Here is a 24,835-nt window from a genome sequence, read left to right on the forward strand (position 1 = left end):
GATGGGTTGACAATTTCTGAGAAACTTCATACTTCTTCATAAACTAACCTATCCGCTTTCCCTTGCCAAGTCCGCACCTGATCGCTCAAGCGGCAGCTGATCCCGGCTATGAGGGATCCTTGAGGGGTTAAGGTGTGTTACATTTTTTATGAACAGCAATCATTTTTAGGAACGCTCTCGACTATGGCAAACGTGTACGACTGGTTCGAGGAGCGCTTAGAGATCCAGGCGCTCGCTGACGACGTAACCAGCAAGTACGTGCCGCCCCACGTGAATATTTTCTACTGCCTGGGTGGAATCACGCTGACTTGCTTTTTAATCCAGTTCGCCACTGGATTTGCAATGACTTTCTATTACAAGCCCACCGTAGCTGAAGCGTTTAGCTCCGTTCAGTACATCATGAACGAAGTCAACTTTGGCTGGTTGATTCGCTCCATCCATCGTTGGTCTGCCAGCATGATGGTGCTGATGATGATTCTGCACGTTTTCCGGGTTTACCTGACGGGTGGTTTCAAGAAACCCCGTGAGTTGACTTGGGTCAGTGGCGTGATTCTTTCTGTCATCACCGTCTCCTTTGGTGTGACCGGTTACTCCCTCCCTTGGGATCAGGTTGGCTACTGGGCGGTCAAGATCGTATCCGGTGTGCCCGAAGCGATTCCTGTCGTTGGGACGCTGATTGCCGACCTGCTACGGGGTGGTGCTAGTGTTGGTCAAGCAACCCTGACTCGCTACTACAGTGCTCACACATTTGTGCTGCCTTGGCTGATCGCCGTCTTCATGCTGATTCACTTCTTGATGATTCGGAAGCAAGGCATTTCCGGCCCTCTATAAATCGCTGGTTAGTCTGCTTTACAGGGCTTGGAATGACCTGGTATGGTCGTATCCAAAGAAAAAACTTTCTGCGTGCTGGAGCATACCATTCTTCAATCCGGCCCAAAGATCGATCAAGACAATTCACAATTATCTGTTTGCCGACTTCCAGATTTTGAGGAGAGCCTTTTCGCAATGGCAACTTTAAAAAAACCGGATCTAACCGATCCCGTATTGCGTGCGAAGCTAGCGAAGGGTATGGGTCACAACTACTATGGTGAACCCGCATGGCCCAACGACCTGCTTTACATCTTCCCCGTTGTAATTTTGGGCACGATCGCCCTGTGTGTCGGGTTAGCCGTTCTAGATCCTGCACTGGTGGGTGAGCCTGCTAACCCCTTTGCAACCCCCTTGGAAATTTTGCCCGAGTGGTACTTGTACCCTGTCTTCAACATTCTGCGCCTTGTTCCTAACAAGCTCCTAGGCGTTGTGTTGATGTCGTCTGTCCCCCTAGGAATGATTACGGTTCCTTTCATTGAAAATGTGAACAAGTTTCAAAATCCCTTCCGTCGCCCCGTCGCTATGGCTGTCTTCCTGTTTGGGACGGCTGTTTCGATGTACTTAGGTGCTGGCGCAATCTTCCCTGTGGACAAGGCGCTGACCTTAGGTCTGTAATTGCCGGGTCTGTAAGGATTGGTTATCCTTAGAAGTCGTATCTCAGTGATATCAATCTCTGAAATCCTTTTTTCAAGGGAAACCTAATCTAGTTTGATTAAATTCAATCGTCTGGATAGCCGCTAGGGTTATTCAGACGATTATTTTTTGGCTCAATTTTCCTTGATCACCATTTGAACATCCGGTCGAGGGGCGACATCCGGTGTAAAAACACAAAAGGTAGAAGTCCAAAAGGTAAAAGCACAAAAGTCACCCCCGATCTGAATTTTGGGAGGGTAGACTAGAGAGAATATACGGCTCAGCATTCTGTTCTGAAGACTGTTCTGAATTCCCATAGCACCTGATTTCGATAGGCTAGGCATGAGACAAGGCATGAAACGTTCTTTAGGGAAGCCCCACCAGCAAACAAAGTCCCGCGCTCGATCGCCCTTTCGATCGGCGGGTATTGTGAAATTTTTAATGGGTCTGGCCATTTCCCAGACCGTTCTGCTAGCTAGCCCTGTCCTTGCCCAGCAACGTCAAAGCCCCTTGAGTTATGGGGACTTGTTCGATCGCATCCGCAAGGACAAAGTGGAGCAGGTCAAAATTGATCCCACTCAGCAAGTGGCCAAGGTTTATTTAAAGGATGCGCCGAAGAAGGATCAGCCTGTTGAAGTGCAGTTGCTGGAGCGGAATGATGAACTGATCAATCTGCTGAATGACCAAAAAGTGGCTTGGAGTGTGGAGCGATCGGCAGATAACAGCGCCCTGATCAGCATCATGATCCAGTTGCTTGCGTTTCTCTTGCTGATTTCCGCCGTCATGTTTGTCATCCGGCGATCGGCCAATGGCCCCGGTGGCCCTGGTCAAGCTATGAGTTTTGGTAAGTCCCGTGCCCGCTTCCAAATGGAGGCAAAAACCGGCGTGGTGTTTGACGACGTAGCCGGGATTGAAGAAGCCAAGGAAGAACTTCAAGAAGTCGTGACTTTCCTGCGGAAGCCTGAGAAGTTTACCGCTGTGGGTGCCCGTATTCCCAAGGGTGTGTTACTGGTTGGGCCGCCGGGAACCGGGAAAACCTTGCTGGCCAAGGCGATCGCGGGAGAAGCGGGCGTGCCTTTCTTCAGCATGTCGGGGTCGGAATTTGTGGAAATGTTTGTCGGGGTTGGGGCCTCCCGGGTGCGGGATCTGTTCAAAAAAGCCAAGGAAAATGCCCCCTGCATCGTGTTCATCGATGAAATTGATGCGGTCGGTCGTCAGCGCAGTATTGGCTATGGTGGCGGCAACGATGAGCGGGAACAGACGCTGAACCAGTTACTGACAGAAATGGACGGGTTTGAGGGCAATTCCGGTGTGATTATCATCGCTGCCACCAACCGAGCCGATGTCTTGGATCAAGCCCTCCTGCGTCCAGGCCGATTTGATCGCCAGGTGACGGTGGATTTGCCCACCTTTAAGGGGCGCTTGGGCATTTTGGAAGTTCACGCCCGTAACAAAAAGATTGAAGAAGAGGTTTCCCTAGAGGCGATCGCCCGTCGGACACCCGGTTTCTCCGGTGCGGATTTGGCCAACTTGCTGAATGAGGCTGCCATTTTGACGGCCCGGCGACGCAAGGAAGCTATGACCATGGAAGAGGTGGAAGATGCGATCGATCGCCTGACGATTGGGCTAACGCTGACCCCGCTACTTGACAGTAAGAAAAAACGGCTGATTGCCTACCATGAAGTGGGCCATGCCTTGCTGATGACTCTGCTAAAGCGTTCTGATCCGTTAAACAAGGTGACGATTATTCCCCGATCGGGGGGGATTGGTGGGTTTGCCCAGCAAGCCTTTAACGAAGACATGGTAGACAGCGGCTTGTATACCAAAGCTTGGATGATGGATCAGATTATCCTGACCCTGGGCGGGCGGGCAGCGGAGGAGATTGTCTTCGGTCACGATGAAGTCACTGCGGGAGCCAGCAGCGATATCCGTTACGTGGCCAGTGCCGCACGGGAAATGGTGACGCGCTATGGCATGACGGAAATGGGATTGGTGGCACTGGAAGGTGCGGGCGATGTCTATGCCACTCGGGGCGGGAATTTAACCCGAACTGACTACTCGGAAGAAGTGGCCACCCAAATCGATCACAAGGTTCGAGAAATTGCCCAGCAATGTCTAGAGGAAGCAAAACGGATTCTGTTGGAGAATCGATCGCTGATGGATCGGCTAGTAGATCTGCTCCTAGAAAAGGAAATGCTAGAGGGAGATGAGTTCCGCCAAGTGGTTGAGGAGTATCAGGCGAAAACTGAAGAAGTTATGATTTCTGTCTAGCCGCCTAACGACTTGAGAAAAGTTAATTGATTCAAAAGGGGAGATCCGCTAGCGGATCTCCCCTTTCTCGTAGATGAATGAATGGATGCAGTATTTCCGAGACTTCGCCCGAGTCACTTCCTCCCAATTACTCTTCGTATTCAGGTTGCTTCACTTTGTCAGGAATATTCAGCGCTTGTGGCTTGTATTCTGTCGCTTCGGGATCCGTCCAAGGATCTTCCGCTGAGGCTTCCTCCGGTGTAGAGGCATCGGCGATCGTGGCCTCGGGTTCAACGATCGCAGCCTTGGCTGCATCAGTAGGTTGAACCTCCACCACAGGAGTGACATCTACGACTTCCTCGACGACTTCCGCGAACTCAACATCTTCGTAGTCGTCGGCATCATCATCTTCGTTGTAGGGTTCATCGTAGCGATCGCGGGTGGTCGCGTTCGTCCAGTTGTCCGCAGGTTCGTTCTCTAAATACCGCGCTTGCTGGCGGGCTTGGGGGGGTTGCCGTAGCTCCAGCGGTTCTGGCTGGCGTTCCCAGTTATCTTCATCCCAGGTTTCCTCTACGCTTTCCACCTGGGGACGACGCAGGGGCGGGGCTTCTAAGGGAACCCGCTGACCTGAGGGCAATTGATTTTCAATGCGTACAGGACTGGGGGGGGCGTAGAGTTCATCCTTCTCCCAGGGCGCTTTACCCAGACCGAGGCGTTCTAAGACCCCGACGGTCATCTGATTTAGCCGTTCTTCCGCTCCTTCATAGACAATCAGGCGATCGGGGCCGCTGCTAACAATTTCCGTCACCCCCAATTCAAAGGTACTAACGACTTGATCGGGAATGAGCGGAAACCCCAGGGACGCGATCGTGAGGGACTCCAGCTTGCCATTGTCAATATCGAACTTGTAGCCCCGCACCTTGCCTAGGACTTCTCCGGTTTCGGTAATGACTTCACAGTTGATCAGGCTATTGAACTGTTCAACATCAATGTCTTCAATCACATTTTCGTCATCCACCAGGATGACATCCCCAATTTGCCGAATGCTACTCAGCATCATGGGTTGGGGGGTTCCGTAGAACAAACTGGGTCGCAGACTCAGCGCAACCACTTCCTGGCTATCAATATCGACCCAAAGTTGACTCACGACACCTAGCTTTTTCCCCGTGTCGCGGGTGATGACTTGGGTGCCCAGGAGATCGGTGCGTTGGCGAAATTCTGCTGACATTACTAATCTCGAAGCCTACGTGGATGAATTCTGCTTAAGTTTACCAAATCACGATCGGCGTGGCGTTGTGGAGTCGAGTGCGGGTTTCCGATACAGGACTGCCCCTACCCTGCAACCGCCTTAATGCAGAATAGACTGGAGGGCATCATGGGGACAGCATTGAGTCTGCCACCTATTGAGTCCATCCCATGGCAATTAGCGGTGCGGCATAAACGCTAGCCCTGACCAGTGATTTCAGTAACCTAGATCACACCGGACGGCAATCGGATACCGGTTGGAGCAAAGTTCAGGGCTAGCTACTGCTTAATTTAGAGCCTCTATTCAGCTAAATCTTCGCCGTCCACTTCCGGTGTTTCTGGCATCATCTTGGGTTGGCTGGTTGCGCCTTGCTCATAGGTCTTACCCATTTTGGGCGAAGTGGGCAAATCCGGTACCGTATTCCAGAGTTCGGAGGGTTTATCTTTGCCAATCATAATGATTTGGGCTGGTGCATTGGGATCCAGCTTATAGCGTGGTGCTGGACTGGAAGACTTGCCGCAAATGTGGGAAAGATCCACCGTTTGCCCAGATGAGTTTTCCATTTCGCATAGAGAATCCTGTTGCGGCTGTGGGTTAGCGCGGCTGGCAATGCCCCAAGACACGGCTGCTCCCAGCAACACGATCGCGACAGTACCTAAGACAATCTGTTTCTGATGCATAACTATTCTTCTATCCTTGAAGCGCTTTAGGTTTGGATCAATTGATTCGCTGACTGCGCGGTTGAAGTTTTGCGGTTGAAGTGTTTCTGCGTTAGATCCGAGGGACGATCGTTGACCCTGCACCTTTAGTTTTCCGCAAGGCTACCAGGGCAGGCATGAAGCGATCGATCGGCACCGCCACACTAAAAGCGGTAATTTTAGTTTTTGGATCAAAGACGGTCGCGACTTGTAGCCCTTGAAGTTTACGATTGCGGGTATGAATTCCAGTACCCGAAGATCCTGGGGTTCCATCGCAGTCATGGATAATAAGACCAATTTCTACAGACAGAAAATTGCAATTAAAATGAGCGCCAGGAGTTTGACCTCGGATGTCACCAGGTTGCGCTTTTTCCGCCGTCGGCCAATCCCCTGAGTAGCCGATGAGGTTTACTTTTTTGCCAACAGCCGTTAATCCTGCTTGATTGATATCAGTAGACCAATTTGTTTGGCCGAACCATCCCGTGGATTTGCCCAGACTACGGTTAAATCGCACGATCGCCCAATCGCGACGATAATCGCCGACCGTTCTGGGAGAAAAATCGAGTCCTGTCCAAATCACATCCACATTGGCAGCTTTGTAATAGCGACTACCGTGGGATATTGCATAGGCTTTTACTTGCAGTGGCCCATTCCCCTCATCATCCAAAAGGCAATGGGTATTGGTTAACCCAAGATTAGTCCCCACGACCGTAAAGGTGCAGCTATAGAATTTTCCGTCCGCTTTTTGAATTTCCAATTGCCCTACCGCTTTTCGCTTATTACGCTTCATCCAACTGTAGGAAGGCGTCACGCGATCGTCTTGGCCAATTACCCCGATCGGCGGCTTTTGAGGGGGGGCTTCCTGGGCTTGGACTGGACTGGAAAGCGCAAGCAGCATGGCCTCTGTTCCGATCGACCCAGTGAGTAATGCTACCAACACAAGAAACTTCGAGATCTTTGGAATTGCCATAGCAAAATCAGGTGAATTAACTATCCCTGATGGGATATAGGCTAATTATGGCAATTTCATTTCAGCGCGTCGAGACTACTCCACTAGTTTTCCATTCACGGCCCAATAAACTGGCAGAGGCCCCCTCACCCTGGCCAGGGGGGACATCCAGGCAAAAAGAAAAAAGGAGAGCGATCGGCCCTCCTTCCACTTAAGTGATTGGATTGAAAATAATTGGATTGGGCTTACACGCCAACTTTAGACAGGGCAGGTTGCACAATCTTGAGAATACGATCGGCCATCTGCGGCGGCGTCAACCCTAACTCCGCTTTGGATTGCTCTGGCGTCGCATGTTCCACTAACAGATCGGGAACCCCAATGCGCGTCACCGGAACCGTAATCTCAGCATCCATCAGCGCTTCCACCACCGCAGAGCCAAATCCACCGGGCAAGCAACCTTCCTCAAAGGTCACCACGCGACCGATCTTCTGCGCCAGCGGCAGAATCAACTCCGTATCCAACGGCTTGGCAAACCGAGCATTCACCACCGTTGCTTCGATGCCGTGCTCATGCAGGATTTCCGCCGTTTGCAAGCTGGGGTAAACCATAGACCCATAGGCCAGTAGCAAAATATCATCGCCATGGCGCAGAATTTCACCCTTACCGATTTCCAAGGGTTCCCAACCCTCTTCCATCAGGGGCACCCCGTAGCCATTGCCCCGTGGATAGCGCATGGCGATCGGGCCATCGGTGTAGTTAATCCCCGTCACGAGCATCCGCTGTAACTCCGCTTCATCCTTGGGAGCCATCATGACCATGTTGGGAATGCAACGCAGGTAAGCAATGTCGTACATCCCTTGGTGCGTCGGGCCATCGGAACCCACAATCCCCGCCCGATCCATGCAGAAAAAGACCGGCAGATTCTGAATGCAGACATCATGGATGATCTGGTCGAAGGCCCGCTGGAGGAAGGTGGAATAGATCGTCGCGATCGGGCGCATCCCCTCACAAGCCAAGCCTGCTGCCAGGGTCACAGCGTGCTGTTCTGCAATCCCCACGTCGATGTACTGCTTGGGCACCCGTTTTTGGAAAATATCCAACCCCGTCCCCGTGGCCATCGCAGCGGTAATCCCGATAATCCGAGGATCATTTTCTGCCAACGTAGAAAGAGTCTCGCCGAATACTTTGGAGTAGCTGGGGGGCTTGGGTTTGCTAGAAGGAATCGCTTTCCCAGTAGCCAGGTTAAAGGGATTCTGGGCGTGGTAACCCACCTGATCCTTCTCAGCAATTTCGTACCCCTTGCCCTTGACGGTGGACACATGCACCAGTACCGGGCCAGGATGCTTGTGGGCTTCGCGGAAGGTCTTAATCAGCTCTTCCAGGTTATGTCCATCCACCGGGCCAATGTAGGTAAAGCCCAACTCTTCAAATACAGCGCCCACCTTGGACACCGCCAACCGCTTCATCCCTTCCTTCACTCGGTTTAACTCCGGCGAGAAGGGCAGATTGCGAATTTGCTCCTCTAGGTTGTCACTGAGGAACTGCATGGGCGGGCTGAGGCGAATCTTGTTGAGGTAGCGGGGAATGGCACCCACGTTGGGGGAGATGGACATTTCATTGTCATTCAAGACCACCAGCAACTTGGTCTTGGGCAAGTGTCCCGCGTGGTTGATCGCTTCCAGTGCCATCCCGCCAGTCAAGGATCCGTCGCCAATCACGGCTACGCATTTGAAATTTTCCCCTTTGGCATCCCGGGCTAGGGCCATCCCCAGGGCAGCGGAAATACTGGTGGAAGCGTGACCTGCTCCAAAATGGTCAAACTTACTTTCACCCAGCTTGAGATAACCCGCAATGCCATCCTTTTGGCGCAGGGTATGGAAGTCGTGGTAACGACCCGTGATCAATTTGTGGGGGTAGGCTTGGTGGCCAACATCCCAAACCACCTTATCCTTATCCAGATCGAGCGTTTGGTAGAGAGCCAGAGTCAATTCAACAACACCAAGGCCGGGTCCGAGGTGGCCCCCACTAGCAGCGACTGTCTGGAGGTGCTTTTCACGAATCTGACGAGCAATGTCCTGGAGCTCCTTAATTGACAGACCGTGCAACTGGTTAGGGTGGGTTATTTCACTCAGATGCATGGGGTATCCTTCGGTTGTACGCTAAGTGGATTGGCGATTTAACAGGTAGCTGTATCATTCACAGGTGTCTGTATAGCATTCAGCTTATAGCGATCGCGGGATCCATTGTCTCAGCTACAGGTTAGGTTTGTCCGCAGAGTACAAGGCAGGGATCGATCGCTACTCGATCGCTACAAGTCAAAGGTGTAACTTTAGCTTTTTTCACTGTAGTTCATCAAATGGTCGCATTCAGCTTTCTCTGATGCATTTCGCAACGGTTTGAGTCAATTTGATGAAGATGTGCAAAGATGGCGAAAGAGTTACGGCCATCGTGCCCAGTTTTTGTTCAGGGAACTGAAAAATTCCCCCAACGAAGGATGATTCTTTCCCGGTGTTACCAGTGTGCGTTTAGAGCCATTCTTAGCGGTCAAACCTGAAAAATTGGGGAAGTTTTAAGTTGGGTCACCGTGATTTCTAGCTATGTCTTGTTATTGTGCGATCGCATTTTATCTATGCTGAAGCTTCAAATCTTCAATCCTGGTTTATCCCGGCCCCGTTTATTCCGGCTTAGTCTATCCCGGCTTAGCCTGGGCCTATTGGTTATTTCCGGCTTGGGCGTTGGCATGGGGACTGGGCGACCTGCAATGGCCAACACCTATGAAACCTGTGCCAAAACGGTGGTGAAAGCGGGGGTGGAGGGCAACGTCGCCGGATTGGCCTGTGCCCAAGATCTCCATCCCGAGCACCTAGGCCACTGTGTAGAGCGCGTCACCAAAGCGACGTTGGGGGCCGACGCAGCGCTCTCTGCCTGTCGGCGAGTCCGTCGGCCCTTGGACTTGGCAGAATGTGTGACGGACATTCATTTTCAGGATAAGCAAGCTCCCATGGCTGATGTGCTGGAATATTGCCGTAAGAGTTTATTGCCCGTTCGGTTTGGAGAATGTGTGACTGGGCTAGGTCGGGATCCCCTCAAGCTTGCAACCCGAGAAGGACTGGATGTCTGCATTAATGCCAGCGATCGGCCTAAGGATTTACAACTGGTTCCTTTGGACTCTGTTCTAGGCCCTAACCAATCAACAACAGTCATCCCTACACCCAGCACCCCTGCGCCAGTCATCATGCCTTCACCCATGCCGAACCCAACACCAAACCCAACGCCGAACCCAACGTCGAATGTCATCCCTCAACGGTTCTAAAGGCATTTTTCGGCACTTGTTCTAGGCGCTTGTTCTAATTGTTTGTTCTAGGCATTTTTACTCGGGGATACCAATTCGTTATTGGTGTCCCTTTGGTAATTTTTAGGCTGTTCTACCCATGGGTCTACTCAGACATTCACGATCTGCTTAGAACTCCTGCTGAGAAAGCGACGTAGCTTTTAGACAATGGCCATTTCTTGGGCAGAATTGCCATCAAACGATGACGACAAAAAAAATCTTAGGCATCACTCATTACATATTTTCTTAAGGCTCTCGGCTTGAGAAAAGCATCAGTAGGTTGATTCAGCGCGAATTTGGGGCATACTAACCCCAGGCGATACCCCCAGTGATCAACTTAGATTTACCTAAAAATCACTAGAACTTAAGACAGTTATCACAAATAATTCGCTCTATTTTCTTTAAGATAGAGTTGTCCGGAAAGTGATTGACCCCAAGGGAAGATCCCGGTTAGAAGGAGTCAAGTAATGATCACAACGTCTTACTCTGCAACCTTGATTTCCTAGTTCACAGCCTCATCCACTAACGCGCTCCAGAGGTGCCCTTATGTTTAAGCCAGTTGTTCTGCAAGATAATACCGAACGCTCCGTTTTTGCCCAATCGGCGATCGCTATGATCCTCTTTCTTTTGCTCGTGGCATTGCTGTAGTCAATCCCGATCGCTGCACACCCGATCGCTGCACAGTGCACTGTCCTGAACAAACAACCTTCCAGCCATACAGGTAGGAAGGAGTCGCTAGCCAGACATCTTCGCTAGCTATCTCAGTTAGAGATCTTAATTAGAGGTCTGAGTTAGAGATCTTAAGTTAGAGATCTTACCCACCTGTCGCAATGTTGCAGCCTGTTGCAGGAGCAAACCTAGGACAGAATGGAGTTAAAAATCCGAACTGAGTTCAGCATGGAGTCTGGATATGGCTTCTGGGCAGAGGGTGACAGTGCAAGGTTAGCTGTAGAGTTAAACCGTAGAGTTAAACCATAGGGTTAAACCGTAGAGTTACGCTATGGATTCATCCTGTAGAGTAATCCTGTAGAGTAATCCTATAGAGAAACACTAGCTTACATTGAGGGTGATACCAAGGGAAACTCTATACAAATATCTGAAATCAATGGTTGAGTAGTCACGTAATGAGATTTACTGAGAATCGTTTCTGAGTCAGATGCGAGATATCAGAAGCATGACGGATGGCATCGACTTTTTGTCATTCGATTTGTTGAGTGGGTATAGGCTCCTTTTTAGGGTTAACTGACGAAAAACAGTTCGAGTGAATGAAGCCTCCTGGGGATTTCCCCAGGAGGCTTCAGATTATGCAGCGATGGCTATGCGGCAATAGGTATGCGGTAATACCGGACTAGCGGACTAGGCCCCAACTGCTTCCTTGGCAGCGTAAAGCACCTCAGCGGTGATTTCTGAAAGACCCCGATCGCGGGCAAATTTCTCCGTATTGCGTTTGACCTTGCCCCGCACAAAGCCGGGAATTTTGTTCAGTTCTGCCAAGCCATCCTTACTCCAGTTCATCTCGGTATCACTGGATAAGCCTTTGGTAATGACTTCCTTGGTGTCGTGGCCACCAAAGATCTCCAACAGGTGATCTTCCATGCCTAGGGTGAAGGAATTGTAGATTAAATCCACCAATTGGTTCGTTCCTTCGTAGCCCAACATCGGCTTGTAACCGATCGGGAAGTTCTGCACATGGATCGGTGCTGAAATGACGCCGCAGGGAATATTTAAGCGTTTCCCCACATGGCGTTCCATTTGGGTACCAAAAATGGCTGCCGGTTCCACCCGAGCCACGGCATCGCCCACGACGGTATGGTCATCGGTGATGAGAATTTCGTCGCAGTATTCCGACACTTCATTGCGGAACCACGCTTCATCGTATTTGCAGAAGGTGCCCGCCCAGACGACGTGAATGCCCATTTCCCGCGCCAGAATTTTGGTAATCGCTGCTGCGTGGGTGGCATCACCGTAGACCACCGCTTTTTTGCCCGTCAGGTTTTGGCAGTCGATCGATCGAGAAAACCAAGCAGCTTGGGAAACAAAGCGGGTTTGCTCATCGATGAATTCTTCGTAATCCACAGCCACACCGCGATCGTTGAGTAGCTTTTGCACAGCCCGGATAAAGCGAGCCGTTTCCACTACCCCCATCGGCGTAATGTCGATACAGGGCATGCCAAAGGTTTGCTCTAAATACTGGGCGGTCATCGGCCCCAATTCACGGTAGGGCGCGATATTGAACCAGGCACGGGAGAGATTTTTCAATTCATGGACGGAAGCCCCATCGGGGATCACCGCATTGACCGTGATCCCAAGGTCTTTCATCAAGCGTTTGAGTTCTGTACAGTCGTGGTTGTTGTGAAAGGCGAGGGTGGAAATTCCCAAAATATTCACCGACGGTTCTGGGGTTTTGTCCGTTGGGAGTTCGCCTTTTTTGCGGGCCTTTTCCGTGTAGAACTCAACAATTTGGTGCAAGGTACGATCGGCGGCTTGCAGTTCGTTGACCCGATAGTGGTTCACATCCGCTAGCAGCACATCGCTCTTGGCATCGAGGCTCGCCCGCTCCACAAAGTTCTGCAAATCTTCTTGTAGGATGCTGGAAGTACAGGTTGGGGTCAGAACGATCAGATCGGGATGTTCTTCGCGATCCTTACGGGTGATGTTGTCCACCACTTTTTCCTGGGATCCCCGCGCCAACACATTACGATCGACCACACTGGCGGTCACTGGGGTGAAATTGCGATCGCGTTCCAGCATCGATCGCATCACGTTGAAATAATCATCGCCTAAGGGCGCATGCATAATTGCATGGACATTGTTAAACGAACTTGCCACCCGCAAGGTGCCGATGTGCGCGGGGCCTGCATACATCCAGTAGGCCAATTTCATAGAGTCTCTCCAAACTAAGCGCAGTGATGCTTCGGATCGAACGGGAGGTGCAGCGGCGCAACTTGGCAACGGGAATTCAACCCAAGATTTAACCCAAGATTCAACCCAGAATTCAACGCAATGGGAACAATGCAGTGAAGTTGAATGGAGTGGAGTTGAATGTGAAGTTGAATATAGCGAAGTTGAACGGAGCGAAGTTGAGCGCAGTAACGTTAGACGCAATGAAGCGGAAACCCGTCACTCTGCACGGCCTGTTCCTCTCTTATACCTTGCGATGTTTGACCGACTCAATTGTTGTGACACGAGACGAAACGATTCTTAGTGTTCTGTAACCGATCGCGGGGGCAAAACTCTCATCGGGGTGGGGCAGCCCTAACTTGATTGGGGTGAGGCAGCCCCTTAAATAAACCCCTCTAGCAACTGAGGGCGTAGAGGGGTTGTTTCACTTTCCGTTGCAGGAGGAAGAGTTCTTGAATGCCTTGATCAGCCAGATCCAAAATTTGATTGAGTTGGCGACGGCTAAAGCTGCCCGCTTCTGCGGTGCCTTGTACCTCAATGATCCCGCCTTCTTCGTTCATAACAATGTTGGAATCAATATCAGCGCGCACATCTTCCAAGTAATTTAGATCCAGAAAGGCTTCGTCATCAATCAATCCCACAGAAACAGCTGCCACTTGATGGATTAAGGGAGAGGTCTCTAGGATGTCACGGGTTAGCAAGGAGTCGATCGCGTCCTGGAGCGCCACGAATGCCCCCGTAATGGCCGTTGTGCGGGTGCCTCCATCGGCCTGCAACACATCCGCATCGACAATTAACGTCCGTTCCCCCAGTTTTTCCATGTCCAAGGTCGATCGCAAACTGCGACCGATCAGGCGTTGGATTTCCTGGGTGCGGCCCGATAGTTTCATAAATTCCCGATCGCAGCGATCGTGGGTGGCTCCGGGGAGCATCCGATATTCTGCTGTCAGCCACCCTTGACCTTTGCCTTCTAAAAACCGAGGAACTTTCTCCTGAATGCAAACGGTGCACAGCACGTGGGTATCTCCACACTTCGCTAGGACGGATCCCGCTGCATGTTTCGTAAAGCCTCGCTCAAAACTCACCGGACGAAGTTGATCGGGTTGCCGACCGTCAGGACGCTGCCAAACCATGCCCCATTCCTCAAAACGCTGGCAATAGGATAGCAGGGGAACTCCTCGACCTGCCGTAAAGGAGACATAAAAAATCCTGCGTCTTGGAAGGGGGGCGTTAGGTAGGCAGCTTATCCACGATCGCTTGGGTGACGGCTTCAATGGAGTGCTGCCCATCCACCCGGAGTAGCTTACCGCGCCATTCGTAATAATCCAGCATCGGCAGGGTGATTTCTTGGTGCAGGGCAATCCGCCGCTCGATCGCTTCGTGGTTATCGTCTTCGCGGGCGCGACTGAGCGATCGATGCAGCAAGAGATCTGGGGCAACCTCCAAGGAAACGGCAAAGGTGAGGCATTGATTCAAACTATCCAGTAAAAAGTCGAGTTCTTCTGCCTGAAACGCTGTGCGGGGATAGCCTTCTAAGATCCACCCCTGAGCCACATCGGGACGAAGCAACCGCATTTTGATATATTCAATCATCAACTCATCGGGCACCAATTCGCCCTTTTCCACATAGGTGCTGACGTTTTTGCCAATTTCAGTTTCCGCCGCGATCGCATCCCGGAGGACTTCGCCGGTGGAAACGACGGTGACAGCAAGCTGTTCGGCAAGGCGTTGGGCTTGGGTACTGCGACCGGAACCGGGGCCTCCCAGAATAATTAGGCGCATGGCGATCGCTCCTCTGACTACTGGACATAGGTTAGGGGTTGCATGACTATTTTATTCAGTCCCCTTCCAGATGATCCGCCGTGATTCTGCGAAAGATTTGGCCCATCCCGCTCTTGACAAGGCCGCTAGAATAATAAGTACAAGAGTTCTATTGACACTCCTCTGTATATAGTGTTTTATATCGCCAATAGGGTGACTCTCGCACTATATGTGTCTCACAGTGAGTCTTAATCTAGCGGCTTTCTAGACATCAGAAAGTATGAGGTTAAACCTACTCAGGATCCAAACATGGACTTGAAGTCATCCTTAAGCTTGTATCTGTCCTACCAACTTTTTCAGTTCTTTCAGTTCAGCCCCCTCGTTCTGTTCACCCTTGTCCTATGGTTTCTCAACTACAGCGTCCTGCCGTTGGTACCTCCCGATCGCTCAATCTGTCGATCGAGGGATTAGTTCAAGTCTTTACCTGTCCCCACCGCAGCTTTTTTACTAGTGTGATGGCGCAGGCGTTGCGCATTGCAGGTCAGGGAACGCCTGTGCTAGTGGTGCAGTTTATGAAAGGGGGCATCGGCCAGGGCTACGATCGACCGATGCAACTGGGGCAGCATCTTGACTGGGTGCGGTGTGGCATTACCCGTTGCCTGGATACGCCCCAAGTCAGCGAAGAGGAAGCCCGCGCATTGATTGACCTGTGGCAATACACCAAACGCATGGTCTATGACGAGCAGTATGACCTGGTGGTGTTGGACGAGCTGAGTGTGGCGATGCAGTTTGGCCTGATTCCGCCGATGGAAGTGTTGGATTTCATTCGCAAGCGGCCTAAGCATGTGGATGTGATTCTAACGGGGCCAGATATGCCGGAGGTGATTTTGGATGTGGCGGATCAAATTACGGAACTCCGTCGCAGTCATCAACCCTAGGGTTTGGGCTTGAGGGGAATCATTTCGTCCAGAGTGCGCTACTAAATCGTTTACTATTTGCTGGGTTACTCCAGTGTTAACCGATCGACCTTATCTACATTCGACCTTGTCTACAGAACATGATTAAGAACGACACTTGGATTCAGGAAATGGCGGCAGAGGGCATGATTGAGCCGTTTGAGCCGCAGTTGGTGCGCCGTGTTGAAGGGAATCCTGTCATTTCCTACGGCTTGAGCAGTTACGGTTATGATTTGCGTCTCTCGCCCAATGAGTTTCGTATTTTCCGCCATGTTCCGGGTACTGTTGTCGATCCGAAAAATTTTAATCCTGAAAATCTTGAGCCAGCCAAGCTACACAAAGATGAGCAGGGTGAATTTTTCATCTTACCTGCCCATTCCTATGGTTTAGGCGTTGCCTTGGAGCGCATTGCGGTTCCTGATAATGTAACTGTGATTTGCATTGGTAAATCTACTTATGCTCGCATTGGCTTAATTGCTAACTTAACGCCTGCTGAGGCTGGTTGGCGTGGGCATTTGACGTTGGAATTTTCCAATTCTTCTAGCGCGGATTGCCGGATTTATGCCAGTGAGGGAATTGTGCAGTTGTTGTTCTTTGAGGGTGCGCCCTGTGCGGTGAGTTATCAAACTCGCAATGGGAAGTACCAGGATCAGTTGCAGCAAGTGACCCTAGCTCGGGTGTAGGGGGGCGTTACCCATTTAATACCCAATTAATTTGTGATTGCCACACATAACGATCCCCCTAAATCCCCCTTAATAAGGGGGACTTTGAGAAAATTTAGTCAAATCCCCCCCTTATTAAGGGGGGTTAGGGGGGATCGGATCTGTAGCAGTAGTAAATCAATTTGGTATAGCCCTAGAAGTTGGGAAGACAAGTTTGTCCGTGGAAGTGTGATTCTTGAAGTTTGTGACGATCGCAGTTTTCTCCTTGGGAAAGCGCGATCGTTTTTCTTTGCGATGCTATGACAGCAGGGACAGTGCGATTAAAAGTCTGGTTCATCGGATAAACTTTCGATCAGTAAGTCTACTTGACCTTGCCGATCGGCTAAAAAGCGATCGCATTCCTTCAAACGTTCGACTGCGACGGTAAACTGATCGAAGACCTCTGCCAAGTCCAAATCCCCCGATTCGATCAGCGCTAAAATTTCTTCAACTTGGCTGACCGTTGCTTCGTAGTTCCAATTGTTTGGGAGCGTTTCCGTTTTGCTCTTCCGCTTGGTTACCATGCTGTCCTCCGCAATCACTGATTTGAACGTTGACTCAGGTTGAATGTTTGGTTAACACTTCTGGTTAATGATTGGTTGAATCATTCTGTTGAATGCTCTGTTACTGCGTCCGATGGGATTTCGGTAATTTGGGCAACCATGGAACCCTGGGCTAATTTGATTGCGATCGATTGGCCCACCTGTACCTGTTGACTCGATCGGACAATTTGGCCTTCTGATCGCACCACGGCATAACCACGTTTGAGAACCGCATTGGGATCTAGGGTGATTAACTTTTCTTTTAACAATTTCTGGTGCTGTTGAGCCTGTTGTAATTGCTGCTGGATAGATTGCATCAACTGCTTTTTGAGCCAATGGAGGCGCTGTTGTTCCTGGTGCAATTGCCGATCGGGTCGGACGCGGGTTAAGCGATCGCGCAAGCGCATTAAACGAATCTGTTGATCGGCGATCGCGGCTTCCATGGCATCCCGTAACGCCTGTACCCGATCGAGATGGGCGATCGCCAAATCCGCTAAACAGGGTACCGCCACTTCCGCCGCTGCCGTGGGCGTGTGGGCAAAATAATCCGCTGCCAAATCCGCCAGCGACTCATCCCGTTCATGGCCAATCCCAGAAATTACCGGGATCTTGCACAGCGCCACGGCCCGCACCACCCACTCATCATTAAAGCAAGCCAAATCCTCCGCTGCACCGCCCCCCCGCGCCAAAATCACCACCTCCGCCCGCCCATCGGTTTCCACCCGATCGATCGCGGCGGCGATCGACGCGGGAGCCGTTTCCCCCTGCACGATCGCCGGAGAGAGCAACACCTGCAAACCAGGATACCGATGCCGCAACGTTTTTTGGATATCGCCCCAGGCGGCTGCGTTGGGAGAGGTGACCACGGCGATCGTTTGGGGATGGCTGGGCAGGGGGCGTTTCCGATCGGGATCAAAGAGGCCCTCCGCTGCGAGGCGATCGTAGAGTTGCCGGAAGCGCAGTGCTTGCAGTCCCGCCCCTGCTGGCAAAATTTGATAGACCTGAAGTTGATAGCGGCTCTGCTGAATATAGGTTTTAACTTCACCGAGGGCGATCACCTGTTCCCCCGCACTAGGCAGGGTTTTCAGGCGATGGGCATAGCTGTTCCAAGCCACACAAAGCAGCGATTGCTTGCCAACGGGATCCTGCAAGGTGAAGTGAATGCCCTTCGCACTTTGACTAACGCTAGAGACTTCCCCCAGCACCCAAATTTGCCGTAAATTCGGATCCAGTTCCAGGGACTCCTTAATATAAGTCGCCACGCCTGCTACCGTCAGCGTCCCCTGGGGAAATCCGGAGTCCGCCTCGTCGAGGGAATCTAGGTGCGATCGTAGGTCATCCAACATAGACAAGCCCTTACAGAACAAGACTGAGGCAACAAACGAATTTACAGAACTTGAGACAGGCGCACCGCTGATTGTAGAGCGTTTCTAAGGAGAACCTTGCCCGTAGACAGCATTGTAAAACGCTTCGGGACGGAAATCCGCGATCGCCGCCAGCAAAATAATAAATTTGTTCTACTCAATCCGGTTTTTATGATATATTTGTTCTATCAGTAAACTTCTGTGTTATAAGAGGTGGGTGAGAACCTTGGCTAAAGAATCGCTAGACTGGGATATGCCATTGGCAGACGCGCCAAGCTCCAAAAATCCTACACGTTCAAAGGATAGTTCACGAATGCCGCCCAAAGCATCCTCCTCGGATAACGCCGCCGATAAGGCAAATGCTGATAAGCAAAAAGCCCTCAATTTAGTCCTGGGGCAAATTGAACGCAACTTTGGTAAGGGCAGCATCATGCGCCTCGGTGATGCCACCCGCATGAAAGTGGAAACCATCCCCAGTGGGGCGCTGACCCTGGATTTGGCCCTGGGGGGCGGAATGCCCAAGGGTCGAGTAATTGAAATTTACGGGCCAGAAAGTTCCGGTAAGACAACGGTGGCGCTCCATGCCGTTGCGGAAGTGCAGAAACAGGGAGGCATCGCAGCCTTTGTGGATGCAGAGCACGCCCTTGATCCGACCTATGCCGCCAATCTGGGCGTAGACATTGATAACCTGCTCGTTTCCCAGCCCGATACCGGGGAAGCCGCCTTGGAAATTGTCGATCAACTGGTGCGATCGGCGGCGGTGGATATTGTCGTCATCGACTCGGTGGCGGCCTTGGTACCCCGGGCAGAAATTGAAGGGGAAATGGGTGACTCCCACGTAGGTCTGCAAGCGCGGTTGATGAGCCAAGCGCTACGGAAAATTACGGGGAACATTGGGAAGTCCGGCTGTACGGTTGTCTTCCTGAACCAATTGCGCCAAAAAATCGGGGTCACCTACGGTAGCCCAGAAACCACGACGGGCGGCCAAGCGCTGAAATACTACGCTTCGGTGCGGTTAGACATTCGCCGGATTCAAACCCTGAAGAAGGGCAACGAAGAATTTGGGATTCGGGCGAAGGTAAAGGTTGCCAAGAATAAAGTTGCGCCACCCTTCCGAATTGCCGAGTTTGATGTGATTTTCGGGAAGGGAATTTCCACGCTGGGTTGCTTGGTGGATCTGGCGGAAGAAACCAACGTCATTTCCCGCAAGGGTGCTTGGTACAGCTACAACGGCGACAACATCAGCCAAGGCCGTGACAATGCGATTAAATACCTAGAAGAAAAGCCTGAACTAGCCCAGGAAATTGAAAAGCTGGTACGGGAAAAACTGGAGATGGGCGCACAGGTATCGGCGAATACGGTGGGTCATGCCGAGCCGGAGGATGAAGAGGATGATTTTGATCCGGAGGCTGATCAATAGGACATTGGGTGGTCGCTTACGGTTTAACGTTTGTTTCCGCTAGATAGGGTAAAAGGGTTCACGATCGTGAACCCTTTTTCGTAGGACGTTTCATAGATTGTTGAGTGTAGCGGGTGTGCGAAAGGACTCTGTTCTCTGCTTAGGCTGGATCGCCTCGTCAATGGATTCTAATTAATACTTCAATACGAATTAATATTCCAGCACGAAGGTCTGGTAATCCGATCGATTCAGGACAGGGAGGTGTAAAGCGGGCTTGGACTCTGTACGGGTGGACTCAGGACTGGTCACCGCACTGGCAGACAAGGCGGTAGACAAGGCTGACTGCTCCAATTCCACGGCTTTCTGGGCCAACTGTTCCAGCCGCTGCTCGATCTGGAGGCGACGCTGTTCGATCGTGGCCAGTTCGTTTTCTAGGCGGCTTTTTTCGATCGCCATTTTGTACAGATCCAGGTATTGACTCGCCTCGGTTTTGGGACGGGGCATAGTGCTGATTTTGGAATGGATGGCATGGGGGGGACGTCGCATGCAAAGGGTCTCCTAAAAGGTCAGTTTTAGAATTCCCCCTGTAGAGTGATTTATCACGTTTTGAGAAAATAAATTTCTAAAATGGTGGCAGAAAGATTGCACATCCGTGTCGTAATTCAAGTCGTAATTCAAGTCGTAATTCAAGCAGTGAACCAGGTATGGCCAGAACACGATCGCAGACAGTTTCGTTTTACTCACTCAAATGGGTTAGACGACTTTTTGGGAATGGGTTGACGGTTGGTCAGGTAGCCGTGGGACAAGTGGGGCGTGGGCGCACTGTTGGCCTCATTTGTCTACTGGGTGGATGCTTCAGCAGCATTGGTGTAGATGCCGCGATCGCAACTTCCCGGCGACCGCAACTTCCGAATGCATCCCAAGCGAAAGCCATTTGTGCAGCGAGTCCCTTGTTGCTGGAAGTGAATCCTTTGGCGGCGGATGCTTGGCCGAAATACGACCCGTCGGTACAGTTATTTGACTTGCCAAAAACGCCTGCCGCCTTCTATGAAATAGCCCAGAACTCCTATGATTCAGATATCCGGCTAGCTGCGATCAGTCGCGCGATCGAACTGGCTCCCAACTATGTCGATGCGTACCAGCAGCGGGGCTGGCTGAGGCAGCGAGATTTTAGAGATTTTGCGAGTGCGATCGCGGACTACCGCCGGGTGTTGGAACTGGAGCCGGAGCATGAGGAAGTTCAGGTGCGTCTGGTGCAGAGTCTGGAAGGATTAGGAAACTGGAAAGGCGCGATCGCGGAGTACGATCGCCTCGTTGCTAAACGTCCCAACGGTTTTGAATATCGGCTCCACCGCGCCTATGCTTACCAGCAACTCCAAAATTGGCAAAGCGCGATTCAGGACTACACCCAAGCCATTAAATTGGTGGGCAAAAAACAAAGCAATGACAAAAATTGGGCGTTTTTGCTAGGTTGGGTCAATACGGATCTCCATAAGCTTTATATGGATCGGGGGAATTTGTATGCCTTAGCCAATCAACGATCGCAGGCTTTAGCGGACTACGATCGGGCGCTCAACAGTACCTCTTCACGCTTCGAAAAGTCTGATATTTATAAGCAGCGCTGTAAGTTGCACGTTGCGTTAGGGGATGTGTCCCAAGCCAAAGCCGACGCTCGACAAGCTGAGTGGTATCTGACCCAAGGCAAGCCGTTGGCACAAGTTTCTGCGAACTTTCCTCTACCCAAAACGGGCGTCCAAGTTGAAATTCCTACGATGAAGCTGGCTGAAACAGCCCCCGAATTGATTCGGGTGGGTTTGGATTTATGGGTACGCAATCAAGAGAGTGATTTCTTGGAGGCAGCGGTTACTAAGGATCCTAACTATGCGCCTGCCTACTATCATCGGGGTAGCCAGCGGCTCAAAGCGGGACGGGTGGATGGGGCGATCGCGGATTTTGACAAAGCTATTCAACTCAATCCCAAGTTTTCTTTGGCCTATCAAGCGAGGGGATCTGCTTATTTAAAGCAGCAAAAGTTTGATAGCGCGATCGCGGATTTCAACCAAGTTTTGGACGTTGATCCGAATTTTTCCCTGGCGTTAATCGATCGTGCCCAAGCCTATCAACAAACAAAACAAATGGCAGCGGCAATGCAAGATTTAAATCGGGCGATCGCGGTCGATCCGTTTTCGGAGCTTGCGTTGAGCGATCGGGCAGAACTGCGCGAAGCCACGGGGGATTTGGCAGGTTCGCTAACGGATAACCGTCGGGTGAAGCAGTTACAACGACGCTGGTTCAACCTAGCAAATCGTTGGTCTTTGCCTGCCCGCCTGCCGGAGCGCAGAAAACGATAGGCCATCGGCCATCATCTGTCCAAAGTGGGGGAGCCTCTGCCCCATCACGCCAGCACAACGTAGACAAAGTTCTGGAATGGTGATGATCAGTAACGAAAAACTACATTTTCAAACTTCAGGAAATCAACAGGCTACAACTGAATTTATCCTCCATCATCCCTGAATTTTTCGCGTTGCTGCTGCGTGACTTTGCCCTATGGAAATCGCCTCTCCCGTCATTCTTCTCATCCATGGTTTGCCGTTCAGATGGATAGTTACGATCGTGCTTGGGGCTACTGTACTCACTGGAGGTTGCTCAATCCTCGATCGTGGACAATCTGCGCTCAATCCTAAACCTCAAGCTACGGCCCTTGCAGATCCTCAAACGAAAGCACAAACTTCAACACAGGTTAAAACGCAAGCTAAAACGCAGGCTAAACAGCAGGTCAAAACGCAAGCTAAAGCGGCCCCGCTCAGTCCGGCCCAAAGTAAAGCGATGGCTTTTAATAATCAAGGGGTTGGTAAAATTGCCAACGCTAATTATCAAGGAGCCATTCAAGATTTGAATCAAGCGATCAAATGGAATTCCAAACTTGCAGAAGCTTACTTGAACAGAGGCATTGCTTATTCTAGTCTAGACAATTCGACGGCAGCCTTCAAAGACTTTAACGCAGCGATCAAACTAAACCGTACCTTCGCCTTGGCCTATCTCAACCGGGCGGATGAATATGTCAAATGGGGCAACCGAACCCAGGCAATCGCGGATCTTCGTAAAGCTACTGATCTGTTAACGAAACAGGGGGATTCAGCCAATGCTCAGGTGGCCAAAGCCAGTCTCCAGCAATTAGAGAATCCGAATGCAGAGAATTCTAATGCATCCACGCTCCTAGCTTCAGCCAGCGATTCCACCCCATCCATGCCCCGATCGGCTGAACTGACCTTGGTTCAACATCTCAACAAGATCAATGCAAAGATGTATGGAACCTATTGGTGCTCTGCTTGTAACTGGCAGAAAGAACTGTTTCGGGAAGGCCGCCATCAATTTAATTACATCGAATGTGATCCGAGGGGGACAACACCCCAACCCGATCGGTGTGATGCTGCGGGAATTGAAGCCTATCCCACCTGGGAAATTAATGGGGAATACCGTCGAGGAGGCTTGTCTCTGGAGGAATTAGCGGATTTGTCGGGATATCAAGGCCCGCGCAATTTTAGTGAATAGCCTGCTCAGCTTGAATGATTTCCAGCTTGAATAATTTTAATCTTTACTCAGTTCTGGCTCCACAATGGCAAAAAAGTTCCTGATATTGCTGCTGTTCGGCTTGGGCAGTTTCCTGTCAGTGATGGTGGTTCACTGGCTTAGCCAAAGTCCCTTGGCGAGAAGTTTTGACGGATTGGTGAACGGTTTGGCAATGCAATATCGCCTGTGGTTTCGCCAGCAGCAAGCCCATGGTTTACCGACGCTCATCAGCCTCTCTTTTGTGGGGGGATTGGTGGCCAGCATTTCGCCCTGTATTTTATCGTTACTTCCAGTCAATCTGAGTTACATTGGCACTCGCAATATTCAATCCCGTTGGGATGCATTTGCAAAGGCAGGATTTTTTGTGTTGGGAGTTGTAACGATTCTCAGCCTATTTGGTGTTTTCTCTTCCCTTGCAGGGTTTGTTTCAATTAAGTTCACAGGTTACTTTCAGCTTGGGGTGGGTCTGCTGATTATTCTGATGGGGTTGAGTTTAGCGAATATCATTCATCTGCCCCAATTCCCGAGATTATTTGCAGATAGTATGACTCCGCGTCAGACGATCGATCGACCTTGGTTGCAGGCGTTGTTCACAGGCCCCTATGGGGTTGGGCTGACCTTTGCCTTGATCAGTTCTCCCTGCACCAAATAACAAACCTTTGTTTGTCTACTATGAAAGTAAAGTTTCATTTCCGATTCTGTTTTTTTATCCAGAATCAAATTTTGGTGGAGAAAATCTGACAGAACCAAATTATAAAAAACTTAATAAATCAATTCAGTTCCAAAATAAAAATAATTTAATGTTATTTCCTCCCATTCCCTATGGAGTAAACGAAGACAATCTAGAAAGTTTAGAAGAGGGCAGTAATCCCCCAAGTAAACCTTCGCTCATCCATTGGTTTGGAACAGACGATCGTGGTAGAGATGTGTTTACAAGAATTATTTATGGCTATAGGCTTGCTATGACCTTTAGTTTAATACTTGTATTTTTGGAAATCATTCTTGCATCCATTATTGGCGGAATTCAGGGATATTTTGTAGGCAGACTCGATTTAATTTTACAACGAATCATCGAAATTTTATCTGCAATTCCATTTTTGTACTTAATTTTAATTATGGGAGCATTTTTTGGTCGTAGTTTTATGGTGCTCCTCGTAACATATGGCGCGCTCAGTTGGATTGGTTTAAGTTACTATATGCGAGGTGAATTTTTAAAACTTCGAAGCCAACAATTTGTTGATGCTGCTAAAACTTTAGGAGCAAGTTCCACATCCATTATTTTGAAACACCTATTGCCAAATGCGTTAACCCCACTGGTTACTTTTTTGCCATTTATACTTGTCTCCGCAATTTCAGTTTTATCTGCCTTAGACTTTTTAGGATATGGAATTCCGGCTCCGAATCCTTCTTGGGGGGAACTCATTGGCCAAGGAAGAGAACGACTAACCACTTGGTGGCTTATCACCTTTCCTTCCCTTGCTTTATTTTTTACAATCCTACTTTCAGGTTTCGTCGGAGAAGGTCTGCGAGATGCATTTGATCCCAAGGAAAAGGTAAGTTACGAATGAACCTTACCATCTCATTATTAACAGTAAATAATTTGTCTGTGACTTTACAAAGTGAAGGTAGATCGCTTCCCATCATTTCAAATATTAATTTTTATA

General features: G+C 50.4%; 21 protein-coding genes. 11 read left to right on the forward strand and 10 right to left on the reverse strand.

What is annotated here, in order from left to right:
- The first annotated feature begins 183 nt into the window (after window positions 1-183).
- The 3 genes from petB to ftsH all read left to right on the forward strand — a co-directional run bounded on the left by petB (window position 184) and on the right by ftsH (window position 3,774).
- Window positions 184-831: a cytochrome b6 gene (gene petB / locus H6G21_RS21650; RefSeq protein WP_190575858.1), complete on the forward strand. Its 648-nt coding sequence runs from the start codon at window positions 184-186 to the stop codon at window positions 829-831.
- 174 nt (window positions 832-1,005) lie between these two features.
- Entirely contained in the window at window positions 1,006-1,485 is a 480-nt protein-coding gene (gene petD, locus H6G21_RS21655; RefSeq protein ID WP_190575860.1) for a cytochrome b6-f complex subunit IV, read from the forward strand.
- A gap of 459 nt (window positions 1,486-1,944) precedes the next feature.
- Entirely contained in the window at window positions 1,945-3,774 is a 1,830-nt protein-coding gene (ftsH, locus tag H6G21_RS21660) for an ATP-dependent zinc metalloprotease FtsH (protein ID WP_199307373.1), read from the forward strand.
- Between the two features lie 127 nt (window positions 3,775-3,901).
- Here the strand turns inward: ftsH and H6G21_RS21665 are convergent, their stop codons facing one another.
- The 4 genes from H6G21_RS21665 to dxs all read right to left on the reverse strand — a co-directional run bounded on the left by H6G21_RS21665 (window position 3,902) and on the right by dxs (window position 8,784).
- Complete coding sequence (locus H6G21_RS21665; protein ID WP_190575864.1) at window positions 3,902-4,981, reverse strand: PRC-barrel domain-containing protein; 1,080 nt, start codon at window positions 4,979-4,981, stop codon at window positions 3,902-3,904.
- A gap of 317 nt (window positions 4,982-5,298) precedes the next feature.
- A complete protein-coding gene (locus H6G21_RS21670; protein ID WP_190575866.1) occupies window positions 5,299-5,679 on the reverse strand; it encodes a hypothetical protein in 381 nt (126 codons plus the stop codon).
- A gap of 91 nt (window positions 5,680-5,770) precedes the next feature.
- Window positions 5,771-6,667 carry a trypsin-like peptidase domain-containing protein gene (locus H6G21_RS21675; protein ID WP_190575868.1) on the reverse strand — a complete coding sequence of 299 codons (897 nt, stop codon included), beginning with the start codon at window positions 6,665-6,667 and terminating at the stop codon, window positions 5,771-5,773.
- A gap of 224 nt (window positions 6,668-6,891) precedes the next feature.
- Complete coding sequence (gene dxs / locus H6G21_RS21680) at window positions 6,892-8,784, reverse strand: 1-deoxy-D-xylulose-5-phosphate synthase (RefSeq protein WP_190575870.1); 1,893 nt, start codon at window positions 8,782-8,784, stop codon at window positions 6,892-6,894.
- Between the two features lie 491 nt (window positions 8,785-9,275).
- Between dxs and H6G21_RS21685 the strand changes: the two genes are divergently transcribed.
- Window positions 9,276-9,959 (forward strand): hypothetical protein, encoded by a 684-nt coding sequence (locus tag H6G21_RS21685; RefSeq protein WP_190575872.1) that lies wholly within the window; start codon window positions 9,276-9,278, stop codon window positions 9,957-9,959.
- Window positions 9,960-11,333: 1,374 nt separating this feature from the next.
- On the opposite strand, the gene bchB is transcribed toward H6G21_RS21685, so the two are convergent.
- The 3 genes from bchB to H6G21_RS21700 form a co-directional block, all read right to left on the reverse strand.
- Window positions 11,334-12,860: a ferredoxin:protochlorophyllide reductase (ATP-dependent) subunit B gene (gene bchB, locus H6G21_RS21690; protein ID WP_190575874.1), complete on the reverse strand. Its 1,527-nt coding sequence runs from the start codon at window positions 12,858-12,860 to the stop codon at window positions 11,334-11,336.
- A gap of 413 nt (window positions 12,861-13,273) precedes the next feature.
- On the reverse strand, window positions 13,274-14,011 hold the full coding sequence (gene rph / locus H6G21_RS21695) for a ribonuclease PH (RefSeq protein ID WP_190575876.1): 738 nt from the start codon (window positions 14,009-14,011) through the stop codon (window positions 13,274-13,276).
- A gap of 97 nt (window positions 14,012-14,108) precedes the next feature.
- Complete coding sequence (locus tag H6G21_RS21700; protein ID WP_190575877.1) at window positions 14,109-14,660, reverse strand: adenylate kinase; 552 nt, start codon at window positions 14,658-14,660, stop codon at window positions 14,109-14,111.
- Between the two features lie 380 nt (window positions 14,661-15,040).
- On the opposite strand from H6G21_RS21700, the gene H6G21_RS21705 reads away from it, so the two are divergent.
- Window positions 15,041-15,577: a P-loop NTPase family protein gene (locus H6G21_RS21705; RefSeq protein WP_190575879.1), complete on the forward strand. Its 537-nt coding sequence runs from the start codon at window positions 15,041-15,043 to the stop codon at window positions 15,575-15,577.
- 119 nt (window positions 15,578-15,696) lie between these two features.
- On the forward strand, window positions 15,697-16,278 hold the full coding sequence (gene dcd / locus H6G21_RS21710; protein WP_190575881.1) for a dCTP deaminase: 582 nt from the start codon (window positions 15,697-15,699) through the stop codon (window positions 16,276-16,278).
- A gap of 299 nt (window positions 16,279-16,577) precedes the next feature.
- On the opposite strand, the gene xseB is transcribed toward dcd, so the two are convergent.
- Complete coding sequence (gene xseB / locus H6G21_RS21715; RefSeq protein ID WP_190575883.1) at window positions 16,578-16,820, reverse strand: exodeoxyribonuclease VII small subunit; 243 nt, start codon at window positions 16,818-16,820, stop codon at window positions 16,578-16,580.
- Between the two features lie 80 nt (window positions 16,821-16,900).
- Window positions 16,901-18,184, reverse strand: coding sequence for an exodeoxyribonuclease VII large subunit (gene xseA, locus H6G21_RS21720; RefSeq protein WP_190575886.1), 1,284 nt, complete (start codon window positions 18,182-18,184; stop codon window positions 16,901-16,903).
- 331 nt (window positions 18,185-18,515) lie between these two features.
- Between xseA and recA the strand changes: the two genes are divergently transcribed.
- The gene (gene recA / locus H6G21_RS21725) at window positions 18,516-19,622 is read left to right on the forward strand and encodes a recombinase RecA (RefSeq protein WP_190575888.1); all 1,107 of its coding nucleotides are present in this window, start codon (window positions 18,516-18,518) and stop codon (window positions 19,620-19,622) included.
- 189 nt (window positions 19,623-19,811) lie between these two features.
- Here recA and H6G21_RS21730 read toward each other — a convergent pair whose 3' ends face one another.
- On the reverse strand, window positions 19,812-20,147 hold the full coding sequence (locus H6G21_RS21730; RefSeq protein WP_190575890.1) for a gas vesicle protein: 336 nt from the start codon (window positions 20,145-20,147) through the stop codon (window positions 19,812-19,814).
- A 230-nt stretch (window positions 20,148-20,377) separates the two neighbouring features.
- Between H6G21_RS21730 and H6G21_RS21735 the strand changes: the two genes are divergently transcribed.
- The 4 genes from H6G21_RS21735 to H6G21_RS21750 all read left to right on the forward strand — a co-directional run bounded on the left by H6G21_RS21735 (window position 20,378) and on the right by H6G21_RS21750 (window position 24,739).
- The gene (locus tag H6G21_RS21735) at window positions 20,378-21,952 is read left to right on the forward strand and encodes a tetratricopeptide repeat protein (RefSeq protein WP_190575892.1); all 1,575 of its coding nucleotides are present in this window, start codon (window positions 20,378-20,380) and stop codon (window positions 21,950-21,952) included.
- A 196-nt stretch (window positions 21,953-22,148) separates the two neighbouring features.
- Window positions 22,149-23,153, forward strand: a complete 1,005-nt coding sequence (locus H6G21_RS21740) for a hypothetical protein (RefSeq protein WP_190575894.1) — start codon at window positions 22,149-22,151, stop codon at window positions 23,151-23,153.
- Window positions 23,154-23,217: 64 nt separating this feature from the next.
- Window positions 23,218-23,823, forward strand: a complete 606-nt coding sequence (locus tag H6G21_RS21745; RefSeq protein ID WP_190575896.1) for a cytochrome c biogenesis protein CcdA — start codon at window positions 23,218-23,220, stop codon at window positions 23,821-23,823.
- Between the two features lie 7 nt (window positions 23,824-23,830).
- On the forward strand, window positions 23,831-24,739 hold the full coding sequence (locus H6G21_RS21750; protein WP_190575898.1) for an ABC transporter permease subunit: 909 nt from the start codon (window positions 23,831-23,833) through the stop codon (window positions 24,737-24,739).
- Window positions 24,740-24,835 lie beyond the last annotated feature (96 nt).

Origin of the sequence: Alkalinema sp. FACHB-956 (assembly GCF_014697025.1) — a bacterium.
In the GTDB taxonomy this organism is placed as follows: Bacteria; Cyanobacteriota; Cyanobacteriia; order Leptolyngbyales; family Leptolyngbyaceae; genus Alkalinema.